Source organism: Polynucleobacter kasalickyi (genome assembly GCF_900176405.1).
Classification (GTDB): Bacteria; Pseudomonadota; Gammaproteobacteria; order Burkholderiales; family Burkholderiaceae; genus Polynucleobacter; species Polynucleobacter kasalickyi.
Map to the genome: position 1 here is coordinate 160186 of NZ_FWXJ01000002.1, position 15244 is coordinate 175429.

Genomic DNA, 15244 nt, shown 5'->3' on the forward strand with positions numbered 1-15244 from the left:
AATTGAGTCACGATTCAAGAGATAACCCCTATACAAAAGGGATAGCAGAGTTCGTTAGTAATCTACAAGCGAACGACATTCCTTCCGATGTGCTTCAGCGGATTAAATTGCTGATTTTAGATTCTATTGGCTGTAGTTTGTATGGCCAAAAATTAGAATGGATTCAAATTTTACAAAGTACCTTAGCTAGTGTTGATGAATCCAAGGTGGCTAATATTTGGGGTACAAATAAATATTTGTCGTTGCCGCATTCCGTCTTGGTGAATGGTACTCAAATTCAAGGTTTTGAATTAGATGATGTGCATCGTCAGGGTGTGCTCCACGTCGGCGCAGTCGTGCTACCTGGTCTACTTGGGATTGTAGAAACACAAAAATCCATGAGTGGCTTAGATTTTTTAACAGCAGCGGTTGCTGGTTATGAAATCGGACCACGCGTAGGTATTTGTATGGGCCAAGAACATATTGCTCAGGGCTGGCACTCAGGTGCAACGGTTGGTGTTTTCTCCTCCGCGGCCGGCTCAGCGAGAGCACTTGGCCTCAATGCCCAACAAACCATTCATGCTTTAGGTATCGCCGGTACCCAAGCGGCAGGCCTCATGGCAGCTCAATACGGTGCGATGGTGAAGCGGATGCATGCTGGACGTTCAGCGCAAAGTGGCCTGTATGGCGCATTACTAGCCAAAAATGGTTTTACGGGAATTGAAAATGTATTAGAAAGTGAATACGGTGGGTATTGCACTACTTTCTCACGCTCTACCGATCGATTTGACTTGGAACAGCTCACAGCTGGTTTCGGTGAAGTGTGGCAAACGATGGGGATTGCCCTGAAGTTTTATTCTTGCGTGGGGAGTAACCACACGACGCTTGATGCGATTCGTATTTTACAAAAGCAACATCCTTTTGGACCAGAGGATCTTGATGAAATTGTTGTGCGTGGTTCTCAGGTCACGATGGATCACGTAGGTTGGAAATATATTCCACAGGGCTTAACTTCAGCTCAATTGAATTTACCGTATTGCGTTGCGACTCTTTTATTAGAGGGCGAATGTTTTGTTGATGAGTTTACTGACGCGATGGTTGCTGATCCAACGCGTATGGCGCTTTCAGAAAAAGTACGGGTAGAGCATGATGACGAAATTACTAAATTAGGATCAAAGTTTAGACATAAGGTTCATGTTGAAGTGAAATTAAAAGATGGTACTAAATTAAATGCGACCGTTGAATCTGGACGGGGTAGCGAACATAATTTTGCAAGTGAAGCTGATATCGTTAATAAGTTTATGTTATTAGCTACCAAGGCATTGCCGAAGTCTCAAGCCGAGCAACTGTGTGACAAGATTCTTCATCTAGAAAAATTAGAGGATGCTAAATCAATTACTGCTTTGTTAGCTATTCAATAGGAACTTCGGTAAATGACTGCCTCAGAAATCCTCGCTAATTTTTGCCTTGAACAACAGCTAACAAGCATTCCAAATGATGTAAAAGCAATGGCAAAGTCTGTGATTGTAGATACCGTTGGAGTTGCAACCTATGGTAGTCAATTCCCATGGAGTCAGGCCATCGCAAAATATGCTACTGCAGTTGGATCTGGTGGTAGTAGTCGTGTTTTTGGTATGGCAAATACGCGTTTAAATGCCTCTGCAGCTGCTTTAGCAAATGGTTCATTTACCCATGCTTTTGAGCAAGATAGTTTACGTAAACCTGGCGCTGGAGTACATCCCGGTGCCACGATTGTGGCGCCTGCTTGGTCGGTAGCAGAAGAGCTTGGTGCGACCGGGAGCGAGCTGATGCATGCAGTCATTATTGCTTGCGAAGTGATGTTTCGCATCGGTGCCGCATCCTTGCATACTAGTGAGAAAAAAGGGTTTCATGCGCCAGGATTAACTGGTCCGTATGGCAGTGCTATTGCTGCTGGCATATTGATGAAACTCAATCCTTCACAGCTAAGCGCAGCACTAGGGATTGCTGGTTCGATGTCTGCTGGTTTGTTAGCCTTTACCAAGGCAAACAAGGGAGCCGATGTGAAGCGCTTACATCTTGGGCGCGCTGCCGAAGCTGGCATTGTTGCGGCAAGATTGGCTAAAGAGGGATTGGAAGGGCCAGAAAATATTTTAGAGGGGCACTTTGGTTTTTTAGAGAGTTATTGTAGTAATTCGAATCCGGAGTTATTAACTAAAGATTTAGGAAGTGCTTGGGAGACTCAAAAAATTTGTTTAAAAGCATTTCCTTGTCATGTGACCTCCCATACCACGATTGAATCTTTAAGAATCCTGATGCAAGAGCATTCATTTACTGCCGCTGAAGTCAGTAAAATTGATGTAGAGGTCTCCGATAAAGTCTTAAGTCACCATGTTATTCGGCAACCAAGTGATGTGAAACAAGCGCAATATAGTTTGCCATTTTGTGTGGCCTGGGCCTTGTATCGAGATCCTTATCAACCTGAAAATATGAATGAATCGATCTTAACGGATGCCTTCATTACGAAGATGAGTCAAGCAATGACTTTAACTCCATTCATCACCCCGAATAAAAATAATACGGCTTGGTCTTCTTTGCTAAAAATTACTCTGCAATCCGGCAAAGTGATCGAAAGATGGTCTGATGAATTTACGGGTTCACCGACTAAACCGTTAACCGGCGCTGGTTTAAAAAATAGATTTTTTCAGTTAACAGGACAAGGAAGTTTAGTCACTAAAGAACTTTGGTGGGACAGTTTAAATGAGCTCGAACAAGTATCAAGACTGGGTTCACTGCCCGATTTAATTTATCTAAAGAAAGTCTAATGCAATGAATCCGGATAGAAGACGATTTACGGAGTTAATGGCTTTAGCAGGAGCTTATGGGGTTATGCCGCAAGCATTTGCTCAGCAAAATGTAGCTGATACTTATCCTAAAAAGCCCATTCGTATCCTGTGTCCTTTTGCGCCAGCGGGTGGGGTGGATATTACCGCTAGATCTGTTGCACAGCAATTAACCCAAGCCTGGGGCCAATCTGTTGTGGTCGATAATAAACCTGGTGCGAACGGGACGATTGCGGTCGAAAGCGCCATTCAGGCGCCTGCCGATGGTTACACCTTAACGATGATTTCTTCAAGTCACTCTGTGAATGCCACGCTTCTAAAAAATCAAAGTTATGATTTGATCAAAGATTTAGCTCCGATCACCCAGATGACACGACAACCGTATGTGCTAGTGATCAATCCCAATATACCAGCCAACAGTGTTGCCGAATTACTCGCTTATGCTAAAAAGAATGGAAAAACTTTAACCTATGGATCCTCTGGGATTGGTGGGTTTAGTCACTTAGCAGGTGGTTTATTTAGCTTATCAACCAAAACAGAGATGCTACATATTCCCTACAAGGGGGGCTCTCTCGCCATGAATGATGTGATTAGTGGGCAAATTGATATGCTGTTCTCCACTATCTTACAGTCGCATGGCCACATTAATACTGGTCGTTTGCGACCTATTGCGGTCACAACACCGCAACGCTCTCCCTCTTTACCTGATATACCAACCATGCAAGAAGCTGGTGTGAAAGATTACGAGGTGCAGGGGTGGTACGGTATTTGTGCCTCTGCGAAGGTACCAGCTCCAATTGTAAATAAGCTGAACAAAGAAATTGTACAAATTTTAAGAACGCCTGAAATTGCGCTACGACTTCAAACTGATGGTTCCGTTGCAGTGGGGAGTTCGCAAGAAGAGTTTGGTGAGTTCATCAAATCTCAAGTAACAAAATGGCGTAATGTCATCAACGCATTAAAAATTCAAATATAAAAGTATTAAGGAAAAAGGATGTCAATCGGAGAATTTTTTGCCACGAATGTTACTGCATTAGATTTTGAACAAATTAATCAGGACATGTTGCATTGGGCCAAAGTAGGTATCTTGGATACCGTTGGCGTAACGCTGGCTGGCGCTAATGAGCCTTGCGCAACTATTTTGTCAAGCGTATTAGAGGGGTCTACTGGACCGGCTGTTCTATTCGGGACCAATCAGCGTTGTTCTGCTCTTGATGCCGCCTTAGTGAACGGTACAGCATCTCATGCATTAGATTTTGATGACTGTAATAATACGATGGGTGGTCACCCTTCGGTCCCTATTTTGCCAGCACTGTTTGCTTTGGCAGATGAAATCAAAGTAAGCGGTAAAGAATTTATTACTGCTTATATTGCGGGATTTGAGGTTGAGACGAAATTGGCAATGATGGTTAATTTTTATCATTATTCAAAAGGTTGGCATCCGACCACTACCTTAGGTGTTTTTGGATCTGCTGCCGCTTGTTCTAAATTACTCAAACTTACCCAAGAACAAACCAAAGTTGCTTTAGCGATTGCTGCATCAGGCGCTTCTGGCCTAAAAGCGAATTTTGGTAGTATGACAAAGCCGATGCATATTGGCCGTTGTGCGAGGGAAGGATTGCTGGCCGCCAAATTAGCGAAGCAAGGTTTTACCGCAAATAAAGTCGATGTGTTTGAACATCCTCAAGGCTTTCTAGAGGTGTATAACGGTGCTGGTAATTATGACATTGATAAAGGCTTGCAAGCCTGGGGAGCGCCGTTTGATATTGTGAAGCCAGGCATTGCCATTAAACAATACCCCTGTTGTGGTAGTACCCATCCAGCGATTGACTGTGCCATCGACATCTATCAAACACACCAAATACAGGTGGATGAGATTGAGTTAGTTAATATCTGGATTCATGAGCGCCGTTTGAAACACACTAACCGACCTTTGCCAAAAAGTGAATTGGATGCGAAATTTAGCGTGCAATATGTCGTTGCTAGAGCTTTAACGGATGGTTGTGTGGCAATCGAACATTTTGAAGAATCTGCATATTCTGCTCCAAAAATTCTTGAGTTGATGCAAAAAATTCAAGCGAAACCGTATGGGGATACACAGTTTTCGCCAGACAATCATTTCGGCGGACAAGTACGTATTCAGTTAAAAGATGGCAGAGTTTTTGAAGCGAAAGTACAAGAACCATTGGGTAGAACTTCTGACAACCCTTTGCCACAAGATCGTCTACAGGCGAAGTTTGAACTGTGTGCGCGGCGAGTGCTGTCGCAAGATGCGATCACCCATGCTTACGAACTAATTACGCAATTTGAATCGATTGAAGATGTTAGAAATTTAACTGAATTACTAAAAACTAATTAAATAGGAAAATAGAATGAGTGAAAATAAATATGATGTAATCGTTGTTGGTAAGGGTAATGCTGCGTTATGTAGCGCTTTATCTGCTCGTGATACGGGTGCTCGCGTCTTAATGATTGAGGCCGCGAGTCGTGATGAGCATGGTGGCAATAGTCGTTTTGCGGGTGGTGTGATGCGCTTTGCTTATGAAACTGTTGATGACCTCAAAAGAGTGACAGATATTACAGATAAAGAAATCGCTGAAACTGACTTTGGCACGAATACAACGGATGAGTATTTTGATGATTTATTTCGCTTAACGCAGTTTCGTACTGACCCAGAATTATCTGAAATTTTAGTCCGTCAAAGTCTTGAGACGATGGTCTGGTTGCGTAGTAAAGGGGTTCGTTTTGTACCAAACTTTGGAAGACAATCTGCGCTCATAGACGGTAAGAGAAAATTTTTCGGACGTCTTCCTATTGAAGTTTCAGGTGGTGGTGCAGGTCTAGTTGACTTTTTAGACAAAGCTGCGGAACAAGAGCAGATTGATATTGTCTACAACACACGTGTGAATTCATTAATATTTGATGGGATTAAAGTGACTGGGGTAAGAGCACAGTCAGGTGATCAATTGATTGAGTATCATGCAAAATCCGTGGTGCTTGCCTGCGGTGGATTTGAAGCAAACCCAGAAATGAGAACGAGATATTTAGGCCCAGGTTGGGAACTTGCAAAAGTGAGGGGAACTCGCTTTAATCAAGGTGATGGTTTGAAAATGGCCCTAGATATTGGTGCCGCACCTTACGGTAACTGGTCGGGTTGCCATGCGACTGGTTGGGATCGCAATGCACCAGAATATGGTGATGTGAATGTGGGCGACAAGTTCCAAAAGCATAGTTATATTTTTGGTCTACTGATTAATGCTGAAGGTCGTCGTTTTGTGGATGAAGGTGCCGATTTCCATTCATTTACTTATGCAAAATACGGTGGGGAAGTGTTAAAGCAAACCGGTCAATTTGCTTGGCAGGTGTTTGACTCAAAAGTGAAAGATATTCTCAGAAATGAATACCGCATTAAGTTTGTCACCAAGGTCACGGCAAATACTTTAGAGGAACTTGCAGAAAAATTAGAGGGTGTTAACTCTAAAGAGTTTTTAAATACTGTAAATGCCTATAATGCGAACGTGAATCATGAGGTTAAGTTTAACCATACCGTGTTAGATGGTAAAGGTACTGAAAATATTTATCCACCGAAAACAAACTGGGCCCAAGCACTTGATACGGCACCTTATGAGGCTTATCAAACTACTTGTGGTATCACCTTTACCTTTGGCGGACTCCGCACAGTGGCTGATACAGGCCAAGTATTGAACGTGAACTTTAAGCCGATTGAAGGTTTGTATTGTGCCGGTGAAATGGTTGGCGGTATCTTCTATTTCAATTATCCAAGTGGTACAGGCTTGGTATCAGGCTCTATCTTTGGACGTATTGCTGGTACCTCTGCCGGTACTGCAGCACAAGCAAATTAATGGCGTCTTCAAAATCTCCTGTAACAACAGATCATCAGCCCAAAGGGGCTGATGTAAAAAAATCGATTAAAAAAAGATCCACCAAAGAGGATTCAACGTCTCTTAGCGAACAAGCCTACCAAGCAATTCGAAAAGCGATTCGCCAACGACGCTTTCGAAGTGGTGATCGATTAATCGAAAATGAGCTGGCAGAGATGCTTGGTTTTTCAAGAACACCGGTTAGAGAAGCTTTAGCTAGACTTCAAGTCGAAGGTTTGGCTGCAGAAAATGGTCAACGTGGTTTTATGATCGTGGAGTTTGATCATGTCATTGTGACGGAACTATTTGTCATGCGAGAAGTGCTAGAGGGCACTGCTGCTAAATTAGCAACCCGCAATGCCCAAGATACAGAAATTTCGTGGATTCGATATTTACATGATCAATATTCTGATTTAATTCAATCTGGTAAGCCAGCGCATTTAATTACAGAAAAAAATCGCCAATTTCATGAAGCCCTTTCTTTATGTGCGCATAATCGCTTTTTACTGAAAATGTTGGAGCCAATACATGATGCACTTGGATTATTAGGTGAATCGAGTTTAATGGATCAAAAACGTGTGCAAGAAAACTTAGAAGATCACGAGAAAATCGTCAAAGCGCTGGAATTAAGAGATGCTAATTTAGCCGAGGAGTCTGCTAAAAAACATATCCAAAATGCCTATGCTTTTAGGATTAAACGGATGTTTGAGGATTCACACGATGAATTAAAGTGATGATGAACGCAAGTAATCAAACCTCAGAAAACCGTATGGCCAAGTTGCCCTCGGTAGACTATTTAATTCAACAATCAGCAGAGAAATTTCAAAGTATTTATGGCTTACCCGAGTTGACGAAAGTGATTCGACTAGTACTGCAAGAAGTTCGGCAAACTTTACTCAATGAGGCTTCAACTGCAAACTTCGTAGACGCTGATTACTTGCAGCGCATTGAGAAAAAATTAACCCAGCGTGCTGAGAAAAAAGTAAAAGCTGTTTTGAACTTGACGGGGACTGTCTTACACACCAATTTGGGTAGGGCGGTACTGCCGAAGGAAGCAGTTGATGCTTTAACTTTAGCCGCTTCCGAGGCTTGTATTTTAGAGTACGATCTGGGTGAAGGGAAGCGGGGAGACCGAGATCAACTGATTGAGGAACTTTTGTGTGAGTTGACGGGAGCAGAAGCAGCGACCGTCGTAAATAATAATGCCGCCGCTGTATTTTTGTTATTACACGCTTTATCCGAGAAAAAAGAAACCATTATTTCTAGGGGAGAGCTCATTGAAATTGGTGGTTCTTTTCGTATCCCTGACATCATGAAGCGGGCCGGCGCAAAACTGGTGGAAGTTGGTACTACCAACCGAACCCATGCGAAAGACTTTGTCGAAGCGATTACGCCAAAGACCGCGATGATCATGAAAGTGCATACCAGTAATTATGCTGTACAAGGTTTTACCGCGCACGTCGAAGATGATGTTTTAGGCCGAATTGCCACAGAGCATGATATTTCCTACGTGGTTGATCTTGGCTCTGGTAGCTTAGTGGATATGTCGATATATGGCCTACCCAAGGAGCCAACCCCTATGGATGCCCTACAAAGTGGCGCTCATCTGGTTACTTTTAGTGGTGATAAATTGTTAGGTGGTCCACAATGTGGCATGATTGTGGGCAGTCGGGATTTAATTCATAAAATTAAGAAGAATCCTCTCAAGCGGATGTTGCGTGTTAGTAAATTAACCCTAGCTGCTCTAGAAGCGGTGCTGCATTTATATCGCAACCCAGCCAAATTGCCGGAACGTCTGGTGGTGTTGGGACAATTAACGAGACCTAGAGCAGAAATATTGACGCAAACTTTACGCCTTGTAACGTCAGTACGAAGTATTGTAGAGACGAAAGGCTTAACGATCGATGCTCTGGAGGTCATGTCTCAAATTGGATCTGGTTCCTTACCTGTTGATCTCTTACCCTCCTGCGCGATAGTGATTTCAGGTGGTAATAAAAATTCGCAAAAATTAGTCGTGCGTCTAGAAAAATTATTAAGAAAATCTACTGTACCGGTGATTGGCAGAATGAAAGATCAACAACTGATACTTGATTTACGTTGTTTACGGGAAGATCAGGAAGAGATTCTGATAGCAGCGATTCATCATGCAGTATTGAACCTCTCTTAAGCAGATGATTATTGGTACAGCAGGTCATATTGATCACGGTAAAACCTCTCTTGTTAAGTTACTGACAGGGGTTGATACGGATCGATTACCAGAGGAAAAAAAACGTGGTATCACCATTGATTTAGGATTTGCCTATACGCAATCTGAGAATGGAGAGATGATTGGTTTCGTCGATGTTCCTGGACATGAGAAATTTGTGCATACCATGGTTGCTGGTGCAGTTGGGATGGATTATGGTTTATTAGTAGTTGCTGCTGATGATGGCATCATGCCTCAAACAATTGAACATCTTAGGATTTTGGAACTCTTAGGAGTGAAAGATCTTTGTGTGGCAATTTCCAAAATTGATATGGTTGATCAGCCACAAATGGATATCGTTCAATTTGAGATAGAAAATCTACTTGCTCAGACGAGATACGCATCCGCCTCGATATTTAAAGTTTCTAATATTACCCATGAGGGTGTTGAAATTTTAAGAGAGCACTTATTTCATTTGCCTTTAACCCATGAACAGATCAAGCCCTATTTTCGATTAGCAATTGATCGTGTTTTTATTTCTAAAGGGATGGGTGTCACCATTACCGGAGCGATACAGTCGGGAGAGATTGCCCTTGGAGATCAATTGCTCTTGATGCCACAGGGTATCCCAGTGAAGGTACGATCGATTCATGCGCAAAGTAAAAGTGTAGAACGGGCTGGATTTGGAAGTCGGTGTGGGATTGTACTTACAGGAGTAGATTTAGAAAAAGTACAACGTGGAGACTGGTTAGTCGCGCAAGAACTTAATCAGGAAGTTGAAGTCTTTGACGCCATCATTGACATGCCGCTCGATGCAAAACAAAAAATTAGGGATGGTGAAATTTTACTATTACATCACGGCACGGATTACACCAGTGCGCGCCTCATATTGTTAAATCAGCATGAGGTATTGGCTGGTCAATCGGCACTTGTCCAATTTGTCTTACAAAAAAAACTTTCCATGTGCTGGAGTGATCATTTTATTTTACGTGACATGAGCGCTCGGTTTTCGTTGGCTGGAGGTCGGGTTCTCGATATAACACCACCAAGGCGTGGTCGGAAGCATCAGGATCGCCTAGAATTTTTAAAATTATTAGTGAATAAAAATCCACAGCAAGTTTTTCAAGACATTATTCGTACCGCAAATACTCCCATTCCATTTGAGCCTTGGGTGCAGTCATTTAATGATGCTCCGGAGTTGCTGAAAGTGGCGGCAAAGGATATGAATGCTTATCAGCTAATTTCGAATCAACAAAATTATTATCTCTCTGAGCAACTATTTGAAAAAATGGCAAAAGCGGTAGTTGAGTATCTTGCAGCGGATGAGAAGGTGGTTGGGATAGAACCCTTACGTAGTTTATTGAAACCAAAAATTGACACAAAACTTTTTAAAGTTTTTCTTGATGAGTTGGTTCAGTTGAAAAAAATAGTTTTGATTGGAGCTCGATATTCTCTAAGTAATCAGAGTGTGACCTTTTCTGAGCAAGAGAAGGTCATTTGGGATAAAGCCGTTTTAAAGTTACAGAGTGCGGGTTTCAATCCGCCACCTATGCGAGATATCGCAAAAGAGTTAAGAGTTTCGGAAGTTATTCTGAAAATTGTTTTTAAAAAAGCGACGCAACAGCAGTTCTTGGTTTGGGTGAGCAATGATATTTATTATCTGTTCAGTACGATGAAGGAAATGGGGATGATTCTCCAAGAGATATTCAATCAGCAAGAACAAATTACTGTGGTTGAATTTAGAAATCGGCTCAATATCGGGCGTAACCGAGTGGTATTTATTATTGAAGCTTTTGATAAGATAGGATTTACCTTGCGAATCGTCAAAAAAGATTCTAAAAGTGGTCAAGTGCAAGACTATAGAATAATTAGAGATCCAAAGGTGTTTTTGTAATGTAGCATGGAAAAGTGTCGATCCCGGGTGGGACGTCCAGACTTCAAATCTGGGAAGGGCTGTAGAACAGTCCTTGGTGGGTTCGACTCCCATACTTTTCCGCCAATAATTCGCATCATTGCTTGTTTATGCGCTCACTCTAGAGGCACTTTACATTTGATAAGTAGTCTGTTGGTGATTTTATCTAACCCATCATCTTGAAGGTAATTAAATACTTGTAATTCATCTTAAAAACATATAAATTAATCGATATCGATTAATTTATGATTGAATCTAATGATAGTTTGCCGTCTTTCCACAATTTTGGGTGCTAAACGCATCAAAGTAGCCGATGTTTGCCGTGCCACGGGTATTGCTAGAGCAACCATCGATCGATACTACTTCGATCGAGTCAACAGTTTTGATCGTGAGGTGCTATCAAAGTTATGCGATTATCTTCGGATTGAACCTAGTGATTTAATTGTGAAAGTTCCTCAGGGCGATCTATTTGACCAAATGGAGCCTTAAATGAATGAGTACGATATGAAGATATTAATCAATGCTCAAGCATTAAAGCGTGTATCAATTCACTTTGGGGTGATGTCGCAAGGATATATGGTCATTGCCGATGGTCGAGCGTTAGAGACGGCTAAAGGCGAGACTCGAGAGTTCAAAACCTTAGATGCTGCAGCCAAGCTATTGTTTAAGATGGGTATCGCTGATTTCACTGTAAAGCTCAAAACATCTGTGTGAAGAGCGCTGCGACTGTGCTAATTGATATCAAGTGAATTAGTAGATTTTTGCCTCTTTAATCAGGGCATTAATCCGCTCATTTTCTTCTTTGACCCATTTAGCAGATTCTATTGGTCCTGTAATTTCTAATTCAATCCCCATCGACTTAAAGTTCTCAATGGCTTTCGGCTGTGATGCCACAGTATTCAAGGCTTGATTCAGTTTGGTGGTTACTTGTTTTGGTAAGCTCTCTAGACCAAAAATAGCAATGGTATGCACATATTCATAGCCGGGAATATTGACACCAAGGGCAGGTACTTCAGGGGCAATTTTGGACGGTTTAATCGTCGATGCGCCAATGATTTTTACCTTGCCATTTTTCTCAAAGCCAATCAAAGAAGGATAGGCTGCAAATAATGCCTGTACTTGACCTCCTACTAAAGCAGGGACCGATTGAGCTGTGCCTTTGTATGGGATGTGGTTAATGTTCCAATTGAGCGCAAGCTTTAAAGCCTCCATCGCTAAATGGTGAGGAGTACCAATGCCAGAGGAACCATAATTGATCTCTCCAGGATGGTCTTTAATATATTTTGATAATTCGCTAAGGTTGTTCACTGGCAGGCTGGGACTGATAGCTAAAAAGTTAGGTGCTTTAGCAACGATAGCAATCGCTTTAAAGTCTTTTCTAGGGTCAAAAGATAAATTTGAACTTACCAAATGACTTGTATTGTAGGAAATAGTATCCGTGATTAGCAGGGTATAACCATCCGCAGGGGCGGCTTTAACCACTTGACCTGCCACAATCCCACCGGCACCAGGTTTGTTTTCTACGATAATTGTTTGCCCTAAACTTTCCCCAAGCAGAACAGATAATTGTCTAGCTACAGTATCCGGCAATCCACCTGGGGAGTAGGGGACAATGAATTTAATGGTTTGAGATGGGTAAGTTTGCGCAGTATGACCTACTAATGAAACTAGCAAACTGGTTGAAATAACCAACTTGCATAAAAAATTCTTAGCAATCGATTTGGAAAATAAATTTTTCATGAGATATTTCTCGTTAGCGGTTGAATAAGGGGTTATTTTGGTAAAACTTTTACGGCAATCGGACCCCATGTGCTGATTTCATTTTGAAAGAATTTATTAAATTCTGGTGGGGTCATGGGGGTAAATTCCATATCTTCAAATTCTAATTTTTCTCGAGCTTGGGGTGTTTGCATGGATTGATTAATTGCCATGTTTAATTTTTCTACAATATTGCTTGGCATACCTGCTGGACCTGAGACACTAAACCAAGTGGTCGAAGTAAGTTTGGGATAACCTAGTTCCTCGAAAGTGGGTGTTTTAGGAAAGTTAGTTATTCTTTTCGCGGAGCTGACACTAATTAAGCGTAGCTTGTTACCCATGACTAATGATTTTGCCGAAGTAAGAGTCATGAAACCAGCAGGAAGTTGACCTCCAGCAATATCATTGACGACAGTTCCACCCCCTTTATAGCCAACATGAACAAGAGAAATGTTGTTAATTTCTGCAAAATATTCACCAATAATATTGCCATGGGTGCCGATACCTGGTGAGCCATAGACCATACCGTTCGCTTGCGATTTTGCGTAGTTTACAAAACTTTTTAAATCAGTAATGGGTAGGTTAGGATTGACAACTAAAGCCAACGGAGGGCCACCTAAAAAAGCAATATGTGTGAAGTCTTTTACTGGGTCATATTTATTCGCATATTGAAATGGTGCAATCACGTGAGACCCAATCCCTGAAATGACTAGGGTGTATCCATCAGGAGCTGACTTTGCCACCATCTCAGAAGCAATAGTTCCGCCAGCGCCTGGTTTGTTTTCTACAATAAAGGTTTGTTTAAACACTTTAGAGAGTTGATCAGCAATGATTCTCGCTAAAGTGTCTGAGCTACCCGCTGCGCCATAAGGCACAATAATTTTTACTGGCTTATTTGGCCAAGTATTGAGATTCTGAGCAAAGATGGAGTGCGTGAAAAAGAGACCAAGTAATAATAATTTATGCAAGTAGGATCTCGAAGTCATTTTCAGACAGAGATATAAACTGAGTTATTTTCAATGCTCACTGCATATGTCTTGAGTCGCTCAGTGCAGGGAGCACAGACGACTTCGCCGGTCTTGATATTAAATGCGCCATTGTGGAAATTACACTCGACAATATCATCCAAAATGTAACTTTCGGACAGTGAGCCAGGGCCATGGGTACATAAATCATCCGTGACGAAATATTCACCTTCAACATTAAAAACTGCAAGAACCAGTCCATCCTTTTCAACTTTTAAGGCTTGACCAATTGCTACATCTGAAATGTTGCACAACTCAATTTTATTCAAATTTTTCTCAATTCCAAATTTAAAAATAAATGTTTTAACTCAGGTACAAAAAAATTATAGTTTAAGATAATAGTTATAAATATTGGGGTTAATATGCATCCCGTTGATCAAATATGGAGATAAGTTTGTTAAAAAAAGAACAAAATGATTTTCTGACTCAAACAGGTCCAGGCACACCGATGGGAGACTTGTTTAGGAGATATTGGCATCCCGCATTACTTGTAGAAGAATTACCTGAGCCGGACTGTCCGCCGGTTCGACTCGAATTGTTATCAGAAAAGATGTTAGCTTTTCGAGATTCTAGTGGTCGTTTAGGCGTAATAGATGAGTTCTGTGCTCATCGTGGTGTTTCTTTATGGTTTGGGAGAAATGAAGAGAATGGTATTCGTTGCCCGTATCATGGCTGGAAATATGATGTCAATGGCAATTGTGTTGAGATTCCATCTGAGCCTGAAGAAAGTAAGCTTTGCGACAGAATCAAGTTAAAGTCCTACCCACTTGTAGAACGAGGCGGTGTGATCTGGATTTATATGGGGCCTCCAGAGCATCAACCAGAGTTACCTGAGTATGAGTTTGCTCTTGCCCCTCCAGAGAGAAGATTTATTTCGAAACGACTGCAAGAAACGAATTGGTTACAGGCCCTAGAAGGTGGCATCGATTCAAGTCATGTCACCTGGTTACATGGTAAAAATTTAAATTCTGACCCACTATTTCAGGGATCAAAAGGGAATCAATATAACTTTGGCGATTTAAAACCTGTATTTGAAGTGGTTGAATCTGCCGGGGGATTAAATATCGGTGTGCGAAGAAATGCTGAGGATAATCAGTATTATTGGCGAATTACACAATGGTTACTCCCTGCCTATACGATTATTCCTCCGCGCGGCGATCATCCAATCCACGGGCATTTCTGGGTCCCAATTAATGATCATCAGAACTGGGCTTGGAGTTTTGACTACCACCCAAATCGTGACTTGACCGACAAAGAAGTACAGGCGATGAGCGAGGGCAAAGGGATTCATGTGCGTTATATTCCTGGCACTTACATCCCACTGCAAAATAAATCGAATGATTATTTGATGGACCGTGCCGCGCAAAAAGCCGGGATAAGTTTTAGTGGAATTGATGGCATTGCAATGCAAGATGCTTCACTGCAAGAAAGTATGGGTTCTATTCAGGATCGTACGAAAGAGAATTTAACTTCTACAGATAATGGCATATTAATGGCGCGTAGACGTCTAATGAATGCTGGAAAAGCTCTTTTAGAAAAGGGCCAAATGCCACCAGGGTCTAGCCCTGAGTCACAACGCGTTCGATCGGCAGCATTCTTGTTACCCCGTGATCAAAAATTTCAGGAAGCTGCCGCTGATGCACTTATTGCTGTTCCGGGAAAACCTCACGTGACGGTTTAAT

General features: G+C 41.9%; 14 protein-coding genes and 1 tRNA gene. 12 read left to right on the top strand and 3 right to left on the bottom strand.

Annotated features, from left to right (window positions below):
* The first annotated feature begins 2 nt into the window (after window positions 1-2).
* The 11 genes from B8983_RS02800 (at window position 3) to B8983_RS02845 (ending at window position 11493) form a co-directional block, all read left to right on the top strand.
* The gene (locus B8983_RS02800) at window positions 3-1400 is read left to right on the top strand and encodes an MmgE/PrpD family protein (RefSeq protein ID WP_084282463.1); all 1398 of its coding nucleotides are present in this window, start codon (window positions 3-5) and stop codon (window positions 1398-1400) included.
* Window positions 1401-1412: 12 nt separating this feature from the next.
* Window positions 1413-2783 carry an MmgE/PrpD family protein gene (locus tag B8983_RS02805; protein ID WP_084282465.1) on the top strand — a complete coding sequence of 457 codons (1371 nt, stop codon included), beginning with the start codon at window positions 1413-1415 and terminating at the stop codon, window positions 2781-2783.
* A 4-nt stretch (window positions 2784-2787) separates the two neighbouring features.
* The gene (locus B8983_RS02810; protein WP_084282467.1) at window positions 2788-3777 is read left to right on the top strand and encodes a tripartite tricarboxylate transporter substrate binding protein; all 990 of its coding nucleotides are present in this window, start codon (window positions 2788-2790) and stop codon (window positions 3775-3777) included.
* Between the two features lie 18 nt (window positions 3778-3795).
* Window positions 3796-5160 (top strand): MmgE/PrpD family protein, encoded by a 1365-nt coding sequence (locus B8983_RS02815; protein ID WP_084282469.1) that lies wholly within the window; start codon window positions 3796-3798, stop codon window positions 5158-5160.
* Window positions 5161-5173: 13 nt separating this feature from the next.
* Window positions 5174-6664, top strand: a complete 1491-nt coding sequence (tcuA, locus tag B8983_RS02820; RefSeq protein WP_084282471.1) for an FAD-dependent tricarballylate dehydrogenase TcuA — start codon at window positions 5174-5176, stop codon at window positions 6662-6664.
* On the top strand, window positions 6664-7416 hold the full coding sequence (locus tag B8983_RS02825) for a GntR family transcriptional regulator (protein ID WP_084282473.1): 753 nt from the start codon (window positions 6664-6666) through the stop codon (window positions 7414-7416). Before tcuA ends, B8983_RS02825 begins: the two co-directional genes overlap by 1 nt.
* On the top strand, window positions 7416-8849 hold the full coding sequence (selA, locus tag B8983_RS02830; protein WP_084282475.1) for an L-seryl-tRNA(Sec) selenium transferase: 1434 nt from the start codon (window positions 7416-7418) through the stop codon (window positions 8847-8849). Before B8983_RS02825 ends, selA begins: the two co-directional genes overlap by 1 nt.
* Window positions 8850-8853: 4 nt before the next feature.
* The gene (gene selB, locus B8983_RS02835; RefSeq protein WP_084282476.1) at window positions 8854-10761 is read left to right on the top strand and encodes a selenocysteine-specific translation elongation factor; all 1908 of its coding nucleotides are present in this window, start codon (window positions 8854-8856) and stop codon (window positions 10759-10761) included.
* A gap of 8 nt (window positions 10762-10769) precedes the next feature.
* Window positions 10770-10866, top strand: a tRNA-Sec gene (locus B8983_RS13980).
* 171 nt (window positions 10867-11037) lie between these two features.
* Window positions 11038-11268: a helix-turn-helix domain-containing protein gene (locus B8983_RS02840; protein ID WP_084282478.1), complete on the top strand. Its 231-nt coding sequence runs from the start codon at window positions 11038-11040 to the stop codon at window positions 11266-11268.
* Complete coding sequence (locus B8983_RS02845; protein ID WP_084282480.1) at window positions 11269-11493, top strand: hypothetical protein; 225 nt, start codon at window positions 11269-11271, stop codon at window positions 11491-11493.
* 36 nt (window positions 11494-11529) lie between these two features.
* Here the strand turns inward: B8983_RS02845 and B8983_RS02850 are convergent, their stop codons facing one another.
* From B8983_RS02850 to B8983_RS02860, 3 genes are read right to left on the bottom strand one after another with little or no spacing between them, the layout of a single operon-like run.
* A complete protein-coding gene (locus B8983_RS02850; RefSeq protein ID WP_159460792.1) occupies window positions 11530-12519 on the bottom strand; it encodes a Bug family tripartite tricarboxylate transporter substrate binding protein in 990 nt (329 codons plus the stop codon).
* Window positions 12520-12551: 32 nt separating this feature from the next.
* Window positions 12552-13505 carry a Bug family tripartite tricarboxylate transporter substrate binding protein gene (locus tag B8983_RS02855; RefSeq protein ID WP_159460793.1) on the bottom strand — a complete coding sequence of 318 codons (954 nt, stop codon included), beginning with the start codon at window positions 13503-13505 and terminating at the stop codon, window positions 12552-12554.
* A gap of 20 nt (window positions 13506-13525) precedes the next feature.
* Window positions 13526-13831, bottom strand: a complete 306-nt coding sequence (locus B8983_RS02860) for a non-heme iron oxygenase ferredoxin subunit (RefSeq protein ID WP_143736075.1) — start codon at window positions 13829-13831, stop codon at window positions 13526-13528.
* Window positions 13832-13956: 125 nt separating this feature from the next.
* On the opposite strand from B8983_RS02860, the gene B8983_RS02865 reads away from it, so the two are divergent.
* A complete protein-coding gene (locus B8983_RS02865) occupies window positions 13957-15243 on the top strand; it encodes an aromatic ring-hydroxylating dioxygenase subunit alpha (RefSeq protein WP_084282489.1) in 1287 nt (428 codons plus the stop codon).
* The last annotated feature ends 1 nt before the right edge of the window (window position 15244 follow it).